This window comes from Brevundimonas sp. ALps5, from assembly GCF_058681645.1.
In genome coordinates, this window is record NZ_CM178744.1 from 3,800,756 (window position 1) to 3,816,269 (window position 15,514).

The 15,514-nt window shown below is 67.0% G+C and carries 14 protein-coding genes; 13 read left to right on the forward strand and 1 reads right to left on the reverse strand.

Annotated elements, in window-relative coordinates:
* The first annotated feature begins 90 nt into the window (after positions 1-90).
* The 8 genes from ACW172_RS18145 (at position 91) to ACW172_RS18180 (ending at position 6,396) form a co-directional block, all read left to right on the forward strand.
* A complete protein-coding gene (locus ACW172_RS18145; protein WP_492032822.1) occupies positions 91-1,464 on the forward strand; it encodes an NAD(P)/FAD-dependent oxidoreductase in 1,374 nt (457 codons plus the stop codon).
* Entirely contained in the window at positions 1,461-2,273 is an 813-nt protein-coding gene (locus tag ACW172_RS18150) for a DUF1365 domain-containing protein (RefSeq protein WP_492032823.1), read from the forward strand. The genes ACW172_RS18145 and ACW172_RS18150 overlap by 4 nt, the downstream gene beginning before the upstream one ends.
* The gene (locus ACW172_RS18155) at positions 2,266-2,784 is read left to right on the forward strand and encodes a lipocalin family protein (protein WP_492032824.1); all 519 of its coding nucleotides are present in this window, start codon (positions 2,266-2,268) and stop codon (positions 2,782-2,784) included. Before ACW172_RS18150 ends, ACW172_RS18155 begins: the two co-directional genes overlap by 8 nt.
* 10 nt (positions 2,785-2,794) lie before the next feature.
* The gene (locus ACW172_RS18160) at positions 2,795-3,595 is read left to right on the forward strand and encodes a DUF1295 domain-containing protein (RefSeq protein ID WP_492032825.1); all 801 of its coding nucleotides are present in this window, start codon (positions 2,795-2,797) and stop codon (positions 3,593-3,595) included.
* An 11-nt stretch (positions 3,596-3,606) separates the two neighbouring features.
* Positions 3,607-4,632, forward strand: coding sequence for an SAM-dependent methyltransferase (locus tag ACW172_RS18165; RefSeq protein ID WP_492032826.1), 1,026 nt, complete (start codon positions 3,607-3,609; stop codon positions 4,630-4,632).
* Positions 4,633-4,636: 4 nt separating this feature from the next.
* Positions 4,637-5,041, forward strand: a complete 405-nt coding sequence (locus ACW172_RS18170) for a DUF2177 family protein (RefSeq protein ID WP_492032827.1) — start codon at positions 4,637-4,639, stop codon at positions 5,039-5,041.
* A gap of 66 nt (positions 5,042-5,107) precedes the next feature.
* A complete protein-coding gene (locus ACW172_RS18175; RefSeq protein ID WP_492032828.1) occupies positions 5,108-5,662 on the forward strand; it encodes a sigma-70 family RNA polymerase sigma factor in 555 nt (184 codons plus the stop codon).
* Complete coding sequence (locus tag ACW172_RS18180; protein WP_492032829.1) at positions 5,659-6,396, forward strand: anti-sigma factor; 738 nt, start codon at positions 5,659-5,661, stop codon at positions 6,394-6,396. The genes ACW172_RS18175 and ACW172_RS18180 overlap by 4 nt, the downstream gene beginning before the upstream one ends.
* 34 nt (positions 6,397-6,430) lie before the next feature.
* Here ACW172_RS18180 and ACW172_RS18185 read toward each other — a convergent pair whose 3' ends face one another.
* Positions 6,431-7,537: an ABC transporter substrate-binding protein gene (locus ACW172_RS18185; RefSeq protein WP_492032830.1), complete on the reverse strand. Its 1,107-nt coding sequence runs from the start codon at positions 7,535-7,537 to the stop codon at positions 6,431-6,433.
* 109 nt (positions 7,538-7,646) lie between these two features.
* Between ACW172_RS18185 and ACW172_RS18190 the strand changes: the two genes are divergently transcribed.
* The 5 genes from ACW172_RS18190 (at position 7,647) to ACW172_RS18210 (ending at position 15,469) form a co-directional block, all read left to right on the forward strand.
* On the forward strand, positions 7,647-8,315 hold the full coding sequence (locus tag ACW172_RS18190) for a response regulator (RefSeq protein WP_492032831.1): 669 nt from the start codon (positions 7,647-7,649) through the stop codon (positions 8,313-8,315).
* Complete coding sequence (locus tag ACW172_RS18195) at positions 8,312-9,742, forward strand: sensor histidine kinase (protein WP_492032832.1); 1,431 nt, start codon at positions 8,312-8,314, stop codon at positions 9,740-9,742. Before ACW172_RS18190 ends, ACW172_RS18195 begins: the two co-directional genes overlap by 4 nt.
* A 154-nt stretch (positions 9,743-9,896) precedes the next feature.
* On the forward strand, positions 9,897-11,240 hold the full coding sequence (locus ACW172_RS18200) for a CitMHS family transporter (protein ID WP_492032833.1): 1,344 nt from the start codon (positions 9,897-9,899) through the stop codon (positions 11,238-11,240).
* A complete protein-coding gene (locus ACW172_RS18205) occupies positions 11,162-12,298 on the forward strand; it encodes an AbrB family transcriptional regulator (RefSeq protein ID WP_492032834.1) in 1,137 nt (378 codons plus the stop codon). Before ACW172_RS18200 ends, ACW172_RS18205 begins: the two co-directional genes overlap by 79 nt.
* Before the next feature lie 87 nt (positions 12,299-12,385).
* On the forward strand, positions 12,386-15,469 hold the full coding sequence (locus ACW172_RS18210; protein ID WP_492032835.1) for a TonB-dependent receptor domain-containing protein: 3,084 nt from the start codon (positions 12,386-12,388) through the stop codon (positions 15,467-15,469).
* Positions 15,470-15,514: the final 45 nt, after the last annotated feature.

A 15,514-nucleotide genomic window follows, 5' to 3' on the forward strand; every position in this document is an offset into this window, starting at 1 on the left:
AAAGACTGCAAGGCTTCAGTTCGCCACATCCGGAATGCGTCGCCGTCCGTAGCTGCGCATGACTGTCAACCTTCAGAACGCAGGGCCTTCATGTACGACCGCATCCCGACGCCCCCCGAGCGCTCTCACGGCGCCGGCGCCGAACGCCGCCGGATCGCCGTGGTCGGTTCGGGTGTCTCGGGCCTGTCGGCGGCCTGGCTGCTGTCGCAGGCGCATGACGTCGATCTCTATGAGGCCGGCGACCGGGTCGGTGGCCACGCCTGCACCGTGACCACGCCGGACGACGTCGCGGTGGATATCGGCTTCATCGTCTATAACGAGCCCAACTATCCGAACTTCACGGCCCTGCTGGACCACCTCGGGGTGGAGGCGAAGGCGGCGCATATGTCGTTCGCGGTGTCCGTGGACGCGGGCGCCTTCGAATATTCCAGCCACGGGCTGAAGGGTCTGTTCGCCCAGAAACGCAACCTGGCCAGTCCGAAATTCTGGGGCATGCTGGCGGACCTGAAGCGGTTCCACCGGACGGCCGAGGGCGACCTGGCCGATCTGGACGTCTCCCTCTGTTCGCTGGGCCACTATCTGGACCGCAAGCGCTACGGGGAAGGGTTCCGCGACCTGCATCTGCTGCCCCAGGCGGCGGCGATCTGGTCGTCGTCTTCGCGGCAGATGGCCGACTATCCGGCGGCGGCCTTCGTGCGCTTCTACCGCAATCACCGCCTGCTCGAAGTCGACATGAAGCCGAACTGGAAGACGGTGGCGGGCGGCAGCCGATCCTATGTCGAGGCCCTGGCGGCCGACTTCCGGGGCGAAATCCTGACCAGCCGCCCGGTCGAGCGGATCGTCCGTGACGAAGCGGGGGCGACGGTGTGGTCCGGCGGCGATGCCCGCACCTATGACGACGTCGTCCTGGCCTGCCATTCGGATCAGGCCCTGGCCCTTCTGGAGAAGCCCACGACGGGCGAGCGGGGTCTGCTGGGAAACATCCAGTACGGCAAGAACCGCGTCGTCCTGCACCGCGACCGTAGTCTGATGCCGCGCCGCCGCAACGCTTGGGCGGCCTGGAACTATGTCGGCGACCGGCCGGCCGCGGACGCGGAGTCGCGGCCCGGGGTGACCTACTGGATGAACCTGCTGCAGGGGCTGCCTGGCGACGATCTGTTCGTGACCCTGAACCCCGAGCGCGAGCCCGACCCGGCCCTGGTGCTGGAGGACCGCGACTTCGACCACCCCATCTTCAACGCCACGGCCATGGCCGCCCAGAGCCAGCTGTGGGCGCTGCAGGGCGTCAACCACACCTGGTTCGCCGGCGCCTGGTTCGGCTCGGGCTTCCACGAGGACGGACTTCAGGCGGGCCTGGCCGTCGCCGAGGCTATCGGCGGGGTGCGGCGTCCGTGGACCGTCGCCGATGAGAGCGGGCGCATTCCCCTGACGGCGCCGGTCGCGGTCGAGATGGCCGCCGAATGAACACCTCCGGGACCACGTCGGGCGTCTACGCCGGGACGGTGTTCCACCGCCGGACCCGTCCGCGCCCCCATTTCCTCAAGTACCGGGTCTTTATGCTGCTGGTCGATCTCGACGAGTGGGACGGGCTGATCGGGCGGCTGAGGATGCTGGGCGCCGGTCGCTTCGGCCTGATGACCCTGCGGGCGAAGGACCATGGCGACCGCTCGGATACGCCCCTGAAGGCCCAGATCGCGGCGCGGCTGGCCGAGGCCGGGATCGCGGGCGACGGGCCGGTGCAACTGCTGACCCTGCCGCGCATCCTGGGATACGGCTTCAACCCTCTGAGCGTCTTCTTCTGCCATGCGGCGGACGGGCGGCTGAGCGCCATCCTCTATGAGGTGTCGAACACCTTCGGCGGGCGACACTCCTATCTGATGCCGGTTGGTGGGGCTGAGGGGCCGGTGCGGCAGGCGGTGGACAAGGCCTTCCACGTCTCTCCCTTCATGGACATGGGCCTGACCTACCGCTTCACCGTCCGGCCGCCCGAAGGGCTGCCGGACGAAGCCGCGAGCGTGGCGATCACCGTCGAGGACGGGGAGGGGGCCATCCTCCACACCGCCTTCAACGCCCATCGCACCGAGATCACCGACCGCGCCCTGCTGGCGGCCTGGCTGGGCCATCCGCTGCTGACGCTCAAGGTCATCGCCGGCATCCATTGGGAGGCGGTTCGGCTGTTGCTCAAGGGACTGCGTTTGCGCGGGGGCGTCACACCGTCCCATCCCGTCACCGTCGGGGGTTCACCTCTCGAAACCGGAGGGCATCATGCCTGACCTGAAATCTGCCGCCCTGGCCCTGTTCCTCCTGTGCGGGGCGGCCGGCGCGGCTCATGCTCAAGCGCCCGAGCCGCGCGTCACCGTCGACCTCGATCGCTTCATGGGGCGCTGGTACGAGATCGCCCGTACGCCGAACGATCATCAGCGCGACTGCTGGGCCGCCAGCCAGAACTGGAGCCGGCGCGGCGAGAACAGCTTCGGCATCACCCAGACCTGCCATCGCGGCAGCCGCGACGGACGCACAACGACCGTCAACACCAGCGCCCGGGTGCTGGACGGCCGCACCAACGCCAAGTGGGAGGCCAGCTTCTTCGCGGGCCTGATCCGCCAGCGCTACTGGGTCATCGACATCGCCCCGGACTACAGTTGGATGATCGCCACCACGGCGGACGGCCAGTTCCCGGCCCTGCTGTCGCGCGAACCGACCATGACGGCGGCGCGCAAGGCCGAGCTGATCGCGCGCATGGGGCGGCTGGGCCTGCCGACCCGTCAGCTGATTTCTCGCTGAGACGACCGTCATGCTGATCGTCCACGCTGTCGTCCTGATCTTCATGCTGGTCGTGATGACGGCCGCCTGGGCCACGGTGCGCAGGACCGGAAACGCCGGCTGGACGGATGTCTTCTGGACCTTCGGCACGGGCGCCTCCGGCGTGCTCGCCGCCCTGTCGCCGTGGGGCTGGATCGAGGGCGCGCCGACCGAGCGTCAGCTGCTGGTTGCGGTTCTGGTGGCGATCTGGTCGATCCGGCTGGGCTCCTACATCGCCATCCGCGTCGCCCGAACCGAGGAGGACACCCGCTACCGGCTGCTCAAGGCCGAGTGGGGCAAGGACTTCGACCGGCGGCTCTTCGGGCTGGCGATCGTCCAGGCGCCCGCGACAACCCTGCTCAGCGCCTCGATCGCGGCGGCGGCCCTCAGGCCCGGAAGCGGCCTGACCGCCGAGGACCTGATCGGCGCAGCCATCCTGCTGATCGCCATTCTCGGCGAGGGCCGTGCCGACGGACAGATGAAGGCCTTCAAGGCCGATCCGGCCAATCGGGGCAAGATCATGGATCAGGGCCTGTGGGGCCTGTCGCGTCATCCCAACTACGTCTTCGAGTGGCTGGGCTGGGTCGCCTGGCCGATCATCGCCATCGACCTGACCGGCGCCTGGCCATGGGGCTGGTCGGCCCTGATCGCCCCCGTTGTGATGTATCTGATCCTGACCCGCCTGACGGGCGTGCCGCCGCTGGAGGCTGCGATGCTCCAGTCGAAGGGGCAGGCCTATGCCGACTATCAGAAGCGGGTCGGCGCGTTTTTCCCCCGATTTTCGAAAGCCTGAGGACGACCCGAATGAGCCTGATCGCCAACAGCGTGAACCGTCTGCAGGACGCGCCGTTTCCGGACTTCCTGACCCGCCCGGCCATCGCCCTTCTGGTCGCCAATGCGCGCCGGGGTCTCGAGACCCAGCCGTCCGGGATCGACGCTGAGTTCGCCCGCGAGATGGCCGCCCGCCCCGTGGCGGAGCACACGGACGCGGCCAACCAGCAGCACTATGAACTGCCCGCCCGCTTCTTCGAGCTCTGCCTCGGCAAGCACCGGAAATACTCCAGCTGCTTCTACGAAACGCCCGACGCCACCCTCGACGAGGCCGAGGCCAGCGCGCTCCGGATCACCTGCGAGCATGCCGATCTGCGCGACGGCCAGAGCGTGCTGGAGCTGGGTTGCGGCTGGGGCTCGCTGTCCCTGTGGATGGCCGAGACCTATCCGGCCTCGACGATCACCGCCGTCTCCAACTCCCGTAGCCAGAAGGCCTTCATCGACGGGGAGGCTAAGAAGCGCGGCCTGACCAATCTGACGGTGATCACCGCCGACATGAACGTCTTCTCGACCGACCGGACCTTCAACCGCATCGTCTCGGTGGAGATGTTCGAGCATATGGCCAACTGGCGGGCGCTGCTGGGCCGCGCCGCGGGCTGGCTCAAGCCGGGCGGGCGGATGTTCATTCACGTCTTCAGCCACCGCGACCGGCCCTATCGCTTCGAGGTCTCCGACCAGGCGGACTTCATCGCCCAGCACTTCTTCACCGGCGGGGTCATGCCCAGCCACGGGCTGATGGCCCAGTACGGCGACCTTCTGACCATCGAGGACCAGTGGCGCTGGAGCGGGACCCACTACCAGCGCACCGCCGACGACTGGCTGCGCAACATGGACGCCAACGCCGAGGAGATCCGGGGCCTGATGACCGAGGTCTATGGCGATCAGGCGGCGTTGTGGACCCGGCGCTGGCGGCGCTTCTACATGGCCACCGCCGGCCTGTTCGGGGATTCCGACGGTCAGGTCTGGGGCGTCAGCCACTATCGTCTGAAGAAGGCCTGAGCCCATGCTGAAATACGTCGCCGCCTATGGCTGTTCCGCCGTCGCCATGCTGGTGCTGGATGTGGCCTGGCTGACGGTCATGGGCGACCGGCTGTATCGGCCGGTGCTCGGCGACTGGATGCGGACGAAGGTCAATCTGGCCCCGGCGGCGGCCTTCTACTTCATCTTCCTGTTCGGGATCGTCTTCCTGGCGGTGGGACCGGCCCTGCGCGAGGGGGCGTGGAGCCGGGCGGCGATCAACGGGGCCGTGTTCGGCTTCGTGGCCTATGCGACCTATGACCTCACCAACCAGGCGACCCTGACGCGGTGGAGCACCGGGATCACCCTCGCCGACATGGCCTGGGGGACCTTCATCAGCGCCACGGCGGCCCTCGCCGGCTATTTCGGGTCGCGGTTGCTCGTCCGCTGACTTGCGGACCGGAGCGGGCCGTGCGACCCAAGGCGTTGACGCACAACGGATTGCAGACGCCTACGCATGGACGCCGATCTCAGCCGCCAGGCCCTGACGCTGAACCTGCACCGGGTGGCCGGCGGGGACCGTTCCGCGCTTCAGGCCGTTTATGATGCGACCTCGGCGAAACTCTTCGGCGTGGTGCTTCGTATCTTGAACGATCGAAGCGAGGCCGAGGACGTGCTGCAGGAAGTCTACATCAATGTCTGGACCCGGGCGGGGAGCTTCGATGAGACGCGCGCCAGTCCGATCACGTGGCTGGCCGTCATGGCCCGCAACCGCGCCATTGACCGTCAGCGTCAGGTCGGCCGCCGCACCACCCGCCCGATCGACGAGGCGGGCGAAATCGCCGACGACGCCGAGGACGGACTGGACACGGTGCTGCGCGCCGAGACCTCGACGCGGCTGGACGGTTGCCTGAACGAGCTGGAAGACCAGCAGCGCACCGCCATCCGCACCGCCTTCTTCGAAGGCCGGACCTATGAAGACGTGGCGAAGATGTTCGCCGTACCGACCGGCACAATGAAGAGCTGGATCCGCCGGTCCCTGATCAGGTTGAAGGCCTGTCTCGGCGGATGACCGACACGACCGAACATCCCTTCCCGGACGAGCAGGCGGCGGAATACGCCCTGGGCGTCCAGACGGCCGCCGAACGCGCTGAGGCCGAGCGCCGCATGACCTCGGACCCCGCCTTCGCCGATGAGGTCGGGGCCTGGAACGAACGCCTGGCGCCGATGATCGACGAGGTCGCCCCGGTCCGGCCGCCGCGCGTGGTCTGGCTGCGCATCGCCGCCCAGCTGGGGCTGACCAGGACGCCGGTGAATGACAACGCCGGCTTCTGGAGCAACATCGCTGTCTGGCGCGCGGGCACGGCCGTCTTCGCCACGGCCGCCGCGGCCGCGCTTGCCGTCATCGTCCTGACCCCGGAGTCGGTCGCGCCGCCCGTGACGCCGTCTGTCGAACAGCCTGCCGCGGCCGTCACCGCGGTCGGCCTGCTGAAGCCCTCCGAGGATGGCCCGACCAGCTTCGTCGTCACCTTCGACAAGGCGGCCCAGCGGCTGATCATCGCCCCCGTGACCGGACCCAGCCCCAAGGACAGGTCCTATGAGCTGTGGATGCTGCCGGACGGCTCGGCGCCGGTCTCCATGGGCGTGCTGGACGGGACCAATGTCGTCACCATCGACGCACGCCGCCTGATCGGCCCCAACGGCGAAACCCGCAGCCTGGCCATCAGCCTCGAACCGCGCGGCGGCTCCCCGACCGGCGCGCCCACAGGCCCGGTTATCGCCAGCGGGGCTCTGGAAGCGGTCTGAGCGGGATTGGCGGGGCTGTCAGTCAACCGCCAGATTATCTCGGCGCCCTTCCGCGGGAGGCAACCTCAGGGGCGGGCGGCGCTGCCGCCTCTCTCCAGAGCGAGAGGAAATGCGCCCGGGTCAAACGGTCTTCGGAGACGAGCAGGCCCGGTCCCACGCGGATCGCACGCCGTGGAACCGAACGGCTGAGCAGGGGAGGAGCGCCCGCGTCGAGACGCGCCGGCGTGATGTGCCTCTGGGCCAGCCGTTCCTGACCGGCCCGGGACAACAGAAAGTCCAGAAACACCCTTGCAGCAGCAGGATGCCGGGCCGTGCTGGGGATCATGGCGATCCGGGACATCACCAGCGTATAGTCCTGCGGCATGATAACGCCGAGATCGGGCTGGTTCGGCAGCTCGTCGAGGGCGTAGGAGCCGGCGATATTGTACCCGATCGCGGCCCTGCCCGCCGAAACCTCGCGCAGAATGTCTTCGGCGGAGGTGTAGAGGTCCAGCCGGTCACGTCCCATGGCCTGGACCAGACGCCAGATTTCGCTGGAGGCCTGGGCGTCCTGCGACAGATAGAGATAACCGACCGCAGATTGTGCAGGGTCATAGGTGGCGACGACGCGCTGTCCCGCAGCGGCGTCGGACTCAAGGAAGCGGCGCAGGGCGACGTGGCTGTCGGGAACCTGGTCAGCGGCGATCAGCTTCTTGTTATAGACGATGACGATCGGCTCCGCGGTGACACCCCAGGCCTGGTCCTTCCACTTGGCCCAGTCGGGCAGGTGAGGGGCTTCAGGAGAGGCGTAGGCCATCGCGTAGCCGTCGTTGACCAGCTTGATCTGCAGATCCATCGCGGAACTCCACAGCAGGTCCGCCGTGCCGTTTCCGGCCTTGGCCGCGCGGAGAAAATCGGCCTGCAGATCGCCGCCGTGCAGATCGGTGTAGGTGACCTTGATCCGGGGATGCAGTCGGCGAAAGTCGGCGAGCAGCTCCTGAACCCGGTCGCTGTCGGTTGTCGACCAGATCTCGACGGCGCCTTCGCGATCGGCCGCTGCTGTGAAGTCTTCGCGCGTCACCATCGGCACGACGATCCATGCCGCCAGCGCCGCTACGACGACGCCGACGGCGATGAGGGGCGCCAGCAGTGACCGCGTCATAGGCAAGGGTATCGACGTCTCCCGGATTCTCGATCGTTCGTCGAGATATCGCCAGCCGCAGAGTTCGCCCTATAGTCCCGACGAGTCAACGCAGGGGCAGATACAGGTCGTGGCGAGAATTCTGCTGGTTGAGGACGATGAATCGCTGGCGCGAGGACTGGCGGCCACCCTCCGGACCGCGGGATACACGATCGACATCGCCATGGACGGCGAAGCCGCCTGGGTGATGGCCTCAGATGAGCCCTATGCCCTCATCACCCTGGATCTCGGCTTGCCCGCGATGTCGGGACTGGACGTTCTCCGCAAGCTGCGTTCAGCGGGAAACAAGACCCCGGTCCTCATCCTGACGGCCCGGGACGCCCTGGAGGACAGACTGACCGGGCTGGATTCCGGCGCCGACGACTACATGCTCAAACCCTTCGAACCCAGCGAACTGGAAGCCCGGATCCGGGCCTTGTTGCGTCGCGCCCGCGGCGACGCGGACGCTGTCGTGACGATCGGCAAACTGGTCATCGACGCCGTCCGCGCCACCGTGGAGATCGACGGCCGTCCAATCGATCTGCGGCGACGCGAGTGGGCGGTCCTGGAACGGCTTGCCGCGCGTGTGGGCAAGGTCGTGGACAAGGAGCGGCTGACGTCAGAGGTGTTCGGCTATGACGAGGCCGTCGCTCCCAACGCCATCGAGGTCTATGTCGCGCGCCTGAGACGCAAGCTGGAGCCCGACGGCCCGCGCATCCGCACGATCCGCGGCCTGGGCTATGTGCTGGAGGTCCCGTGACCGCGGGCGGAGCGACCGTCAAACGTCACGCACCGTCACTGTCTTCGCGCATGTTGCGCGGCATGGTGGTTCCGGTGATGTCGCTGGCCCTGATCCTCGGGATCGGAGCCGCGTGGGTCATCAATCAATCGGTGCAGGCGGTCAACGACCGGATCCTGAGCGCGGCGTCACGCGCGATCATCGATTCCCTGACGGTCGAGGATGGGGCGATCGGCCTGAACCTGTCGCCGGCCATCTTTGGCATGCTGGAAGACGCGGCCCGGGACAATGTCTACTACAGCGTGCGCCATGACGGAAAAATCCTGACCGGCTATGCCGATCTGCCGAATGTCGCGCCGCCGGATCTGGGCGATACCCGTGTGGTCTTCGGCGACGCGGTCTATCTCGGCAAGCCCGTGCGCATCGTCGCCGAGGCGCGACGACTGCCCCAGATCAACGGCGTCGTGATCGTCCAGGTGGCGGAGACTCTCGGGGCCCGACAGCGCATTTCCCACCGTCTGCTCGGCGGGCTCATCGTCCTTGAGCTGGTGCTCATGGGCGCCACCCTGGCGCTGTTGCCTCTGGCGATCCGCTGGGGACTGCGCCCGCTACATCGGGTTCAAAGCGAGATGGATCGTCGCGCGGCGTCGGATCTCGCGCCCCTCTCGCTCGATCAGGTGCCCACCGAACTGCAGGATCTCGTAGGCGCCTTCAACGCCATGCTCGCGCGACTGGATTCCGCGATCATCGGAATACGACGCTTCACTGCCGACGCGTCGCACCAGATGCGGACGCCGCTGTCTATCCTGCGCACCCACATCTCCCTGCTGCGGCAGGCGCGCCCCGGAAGCGCGGAGGCCGGGCAGTCGATCGAGGATATCAGCCAGGCCAGCGACAGACTTCAGCATCTGATCGTCCAGCTGCTGGCCCTGGCGAGGGCTGACAGCGCGGATCAGTCGCGGGTCGACGTATCAGCCGTGGACCCCAATGAGGTGGCCGCCGTCGCCGCGGCCGAACACGCCATGGCCGCGGTGCGCGCCGGCATCGACTTCACATTCGAACGCCTGCCAGGCGCGCGGCCGGTGTCGACCAACCAGATGCTGGCCGTCGAGATGATCGGCAACCTCATCGACAATGCGATCAAGCATAACCGGGAAGGGGGGCAGGTCTGGGTCGGGCTGGAAAACACCGACGCCGGCGTCAGGGTGATTGTTCAGGACGACGGTCCCGGCATTCCACCGGACAAGCGCGCGACTGTCTTCGGGCGCTTCGCCCGGCTGCACAGGAATCCGGCTCTTGGCAGCGGGCTGGGGCTGTCCATCGTCGATTCACTGGCGCGCGCCATCGGCGCGGAGGTCGAGCTTGACGCCGGGCCGTCGGGCTCCGGGCTCCGCGCCACCGTCACTTTCGCCGCTGTGATCGTCTCCGCGGAGTCCGTGCGTCGGTGACAGCGTCATGACAGGTTCGCAGGGCAAATGAGCGGCAGACGGCCCGGCATGTACCGGTCCGCGCTTCGGGAGGAACGATGCTGAAACCTGCAAACCCGCCGACGGCCCAGGCCGCGCCGGTCAAGACCGCGTCTTCCACACGGGCCCCGCGCTGATGACCGGTCCGGACTACGGTTTGCTGTCACTGATCGCCTTCGCGATGGTGGCGACCTTCATGACCCTGATCATGACCAAGCGCATGTCTGCGCTGATCGCCCTGATCCTCGTTCCGACCGCCTTCGCCATCCTTTCGGGCTTTGCGGCGGGTCTGGGCGACATGATGATGGCGGGGGTCAAGGATCTGGCCCCCACCGGCGTGATGCTGGTCTTCGCCATTCTCTATTTCGGGCTGATGATCGACGTCGGTCTGTTCGACCCGCTGATCAAGCTGATCGTGCGGCTGGTCGAGGGCGATCCCGTCCGGATCCTGATGGGAACGGCGATTCTGGCGCTGGTCGTGTCTCTCGATGGCGACGGCGCGACGACCTACATGATCACCATCGCGGCCATGCTCCCCCTGTATCGGCATATGAAGATGGACCCCCGCATGCTGGCCTGTGTGGTCATCATGAGCGGCGGGGTCATGAACCTGCTCCCCTGGGGCGGCCCGACGGCCCGGGTCATGAGCGTGCTCAAGCTCGACGCCGGGGCCATCTTCGTGCCCCTGATCCTGCCGATGGCCCTGACCGCCGTCTGGGTCCTGTTCGTCGCCTACCGCTTCGGAATCCACGAACGCAACCGCCTGGCCAAGCTGCCGCCCGAAGCCGTTGATGAGGACGCCAGCGGCGAAACCATTCTGGCTGAAGACGAAGAGAGCCATCCCGAGGCGCGGCGTCCCAGACTGATCTGGGTCAATCTCGCGCTGACCGTCGCCCTGATGGTCGCTCTGGTTATCGGTATCATGCCGCTGGCGGTCCTGTTCATGCTGGCCTTCGCCGTCGCGATGATGATCAACTTCCCATCCCTGGCCGACCAGCGTGACCGGCTGACCGCCCATGCCGGCAACGCTCTGGCCGTCGGCGGGCTGATCTTCGCGGCCGGGATCTTCACCGGCATCCTTTCGGGCACCCATATGGTCGACGCCATGGCCATGACCGTGACCTCGAACATCCCGCCGGCCCTGGGTCCCTATCTCGCGCCCATCACGGCGATGATCAGCGCGCCCTTCACCTTCTTCATCTCCAATGACGCCTTCTATTTCGGAATGCTGCCGATCCTGGCGCAGGCCGGTGCGCAATACGGCATCAGCGCGGAGGAGATGGGACGCGCGGCTCTGGTGGGGCAGCAGATCCATCTGCTCAGCCCCCTGGTCGCCTCGACCTATCTGCTGGTGGGCATGGTGGGGATCGAGATGGGCGAGCATCAGCGCTTCACCCTGAAATGGGCGTGCGGGTCGTTCGTCGTCTTCTTCCTGGCGTCGCTGCTGCTGGGGGTCTTCCCCTTGTATTCGACACCTTGAATCGAGCGGGGGCGGCGCGCGACTGGCTGGTCCTGGGCGGCGCGTCCGTCGCCCTGGCCCTGTGTCTCGATCTGTTGCTGCTCCCAGCCGCCTGGCTGTTGGGGCCGATGCTCGTCGCGATCGGCCTGGCCGCCGGCGGTATGCGGTTGAAGCCGCCCGAGAGCCTGTCGGTCATCGCCCAGGCCCTGGTCGGATGTCTGATCGCCCACGCCATCACGCCGGGAATCTTCCTCACCCTTGCCCGGGACTGGGCCTTGTTTCTGGCGACGACCGTGGCGACCATTCTCGCCAGCGGACTACTGGGCTATCTGCTCGCGCGCTGGCGTGTGGTGCCGGGTACGGTCGCGATCTGGGGATCGTCACCGGGCGGCGCGACAGCGATGGTGATCCTCGCCCAGGCCTGGGGCGCCGATGCCCGGCTGGTCGCGGTGATGGTCTATCTACGGGTGGTGATGGTCGCCGGTCTCGCTTCGGTCGTCGCCCTTGTTTTCACCGGACATGTCGCGCGCCAGCCCTTGATCGCCGGCTGGTCACAGGGGCTGGCCCTGGACACGCTTGGACTGTCCGCAGCGGTTGTTGCGGCCGGCATCCTGCTCGGCCGGTGGCTGCGGATTCCCGCCGGAGCGCTGATCTGCACGATGGCGCTCGGCGCCTTTCTCAACCTGACGGACATCGCGCGAGTGGATCCGCCCCGTCTGGCGATGATTCCCGCCTATGCCCTGATCGGCTGGCGCATCGGCCTCGGTTTCACCCGTGAGACCTTGTTGCTGTCGGCGCGCGCCCTGCCGCGCCTCGCGCTCGCCAGCGCCGTGCTGCTCGCTTTCGGCGGCGCCATGGCGGTTTTGCTTGTACGGTTCACCGGGATTGATCCTCTGACGGCCTATCTGGCCACCAGCCCGGGCGGCATGGATGCGATCGCCGTCATCGCCTCATCCAGCGCCGCGGATGCGCCCTTCGTCATGGCGCTTCAGGTGGTGCGCTTCCTGGTCATCATGATGGTCGGTCCGTGGCTCGCCGTGCGCCTCGCAAAGTATGCTTCAGATGATCATCAGCGGTGACAGGTTGGTGACAGGAAAGCAGGCCTAACGTTGCAATGTCGGCCACAAGGACCGGCATCGAAAAAGAAGAACTAGGGAGGCACTACAATGACCATTCGTGGGGAAACGACGCCGCATGCCTTGAGCCCGCGCCGTCGCCGCCCATTGTCCGAAGGTTGCTCGCAACTGGCGATCTCGGCTGCGGCGCTGGCATGCCTTCTCACCCTGACGTCTCCGGCCGTCGCCCAGACCGCTCTCCCGGAACCCTCGCAGGACGCCCAGGCGACCGATGAAGCGACGACGGTGGAAGAGATCATCGTCACGGGGTCGCGGATCGCTCGCCGCGACTATCAGTCCTCCAGCCCGATCGTCACCGTCGGCGAGGAAGTTCTCTCTTCGGCCGGGCAGCCCACGCTCGACCGGGCGATCGGCCAGTTGCCCCAGTTCGCCGCGGCCCAGGGCGTGTCACAGGTCGGCGACGTCCAGGCCCGGACCGGCTTCTCGGGCGGCCAATCCTATTCAGACCTTCGCGGTCTGGGTTCCAACCGCTCGCTGGTGCTGCTCGACGGCCGCCGCCTCGTCGCCCAGAACCCCAACGGCTCCATCGATCTGAACACCATCCCGACCTCGATGATCGGCACTGTCGAGGTCATCACCGGCGGCGCCTCGGCGGCCTATGGCTCGGACGCCATCGCCGGCGTCGTGAACTTCAAGCTCCGGAGCCACTTCAACGGCGTGGAGCTCAGCTACCGCCGCGGCGGCACCACCCAGGGCGACGGCGCCACCAATCAATTCACGGCCGTCATCGGGTCCGACTTCGCCGATGACCGCGGCAGCGCGATTCTGGCCTATGAATACGCCGATCGCGAAGGCGTGTCGGGCTCGACGCGACCCTTCTTCCAGAACATCCGTCTGCTGGCGCGGCCGCCGGAAGGCCTGATCGAGGCCGGCCAGTTCGGCGGCTCCCAGCCGACCATCGCGGCCGTCAACGCCATTCTCGCGACCTATCCGGGCACGACGCCCATCAGCGGAACCGGTCTCTACACGGGCGCCATCGGCGTCAATACCGACGGCACCATCTTCACGACCCTGGCCGGCTCGAACTGCGTGCAGAACTACCGTGGCCTGGATCAGGGGCTGGTCGGGCTGGGCATCACCAACAACTGCCGCCAGGTCTCGGTCGCCCTCGGCAACTACTTCTCGGTGCAGGTTCCGCTCGAGAAGCATAATGCGATGGCCAAGTTCGACTATCGCCTGACCGACGACATCACCGCCTACAGCCTGTTCAACTTCATGCATTCCAGCGGGTTCGACAGCTCGGCGCCGGGTTCGTCCGGCCCCGGGAAGTACTTCCGCGTCCCCGTCAACAGCCCCTTCATCACCGGCAACCCCGCGATGCAGGCCCTGCTGGCCTCCCGGCCCGGCCCCTCCGGCGCGCCGCTCAATCTGACCAAGCTGCTGGCCTTCGCCGGCAACCGGGAGCAGACCTTCGACTACAACGTCTACCAGGCCGTCGCCGGTCTGCGCGGGGCTGTCCCGGGCACGCCGTGGAACTTTGACGTCTACGGCTCCTTCGGCCGGACCGACTACGCCAACGTCCAGTTCAATGACGTCTCCAAGGCCGCCTTCCAGACGATCATGGACGGCACCGCCAACTACACCAGCACCGCCGGCAACTGCGTCGGCTTCGCGTATAATCCGTTCGGCAACGTCCCGCTGAGCGCCGCCTGCCGCCAGTACGCGGTGCGCAACAACCACAACTCCAGCATCACCGAACAGAAGGTCTTCGAAGCTTCGATCACGGGTCCGCTGTACACCCTGCCGGCGGGCGACCTGAGCTTCGCCCTGGGCGTCGACTACCGCAGCAACAGCTTCGACTATCAGCCGGACTCGGCTCTGGCGCGTGGCGACACGCCCTCGTTCGACTCGTCGGTGCCCACCGGCGGGACCCAGACGGTGAAGGAGGTGTTCGGCGAGCTTTCGATCCCGCTATTCCAGGACTGGATCCTGGGGAACAGCGCCACCCTCGATCTGGGCTATCGCTATGCCGACTACACCGGCTTCGGCGGCGTCAGCGCCTACAAGGCCGACCTCAGCTGGAAGCCGATCGACTCCCTGCTGCTCCGTGGCGGTTTCCAGCACGCCATTCGCGCGCCCAGCCTCGGCGAGCTTTATGCGCCGACCATCACGGGTTCGAACGCGATCGGCGCGCCGCCGACCTCCGGCGACCCCTGCGACAGCCGCAGTGTCTATCGCACGGGGGCGAACGCCTCCCAGGTCCAGGCCCTGTGCCTCGCCCAGGGCGTGCCCGCAGCCCTCTATCCGACCTATGTCTATACCAATGACACGGTCTTCGGATCGTCGGGCGGAAACCCCAATCTGACGCCTGAGAATGCGGACAGCTATACGATCGGCGCGGTCTATTCGCCGAAGTTCGACAGCCCGCTGTTCCAGTCGTTCAATCTGTCGATCGACTATTACAACATCAGCATCAGCGACGCGATCGGCAACCTGGCGCTGACCACGATCATCCCGCGCTGCTTCAACAGCGACGGGGTCAGCAACCCGACCTACTCGACCAGCAACGTCTTCTGTCAGCAGTTCAGCCGGGACAGCAGCTCCGGCGCCATCTCCTTCGCTCGTGAAGGGGCGCTGAACATCGCGACCTATGAGACGGACGGCATCGACGCCCAGGTCGACTGGGGTTTCCCGCTTGAGGCCCTGGGCCTGTCGCCCAGCTGGGGTTCGGTGCGGCTGCACTCGACGGTGACCTATCTGCTCGGCTTCAATGTGGCCTCGCTGCCGGGCTCGCCGGTCCTCGACTATGCGGGCAGTATCGGCAACTCGTCGGTCAGCCCGCAGATCGCCCACCCCGAGTGGAAGGCCAACACCTCGATCGGCTACACCAACGGGCCGTTCACGATCAGCGCGACGTGGCGCTACATCGACGCCATGATCCATCAGGACAAGGTCGCCAACCCGGCCTCGGCGACGCCCGGCGTGCCGTCGTACAGCTACTTCGACCTGAACGCGGCCCTGCATCTGAATGACCGGTACGACTTCACCGCCGGCTTCACCAACATCACCGATGAAGCCCCGCCGTTCGTCAGCGGCCAACCGCTGACGACGGACTCCGGCACCTACGACATCATCGGCCGGACCTTCTTCGTCGGCGTCAAGGCGCGCTTCTAACTCCCCCACGCGCTTGACGGGCCGGGGCCGTCGCCGGAGAGAACG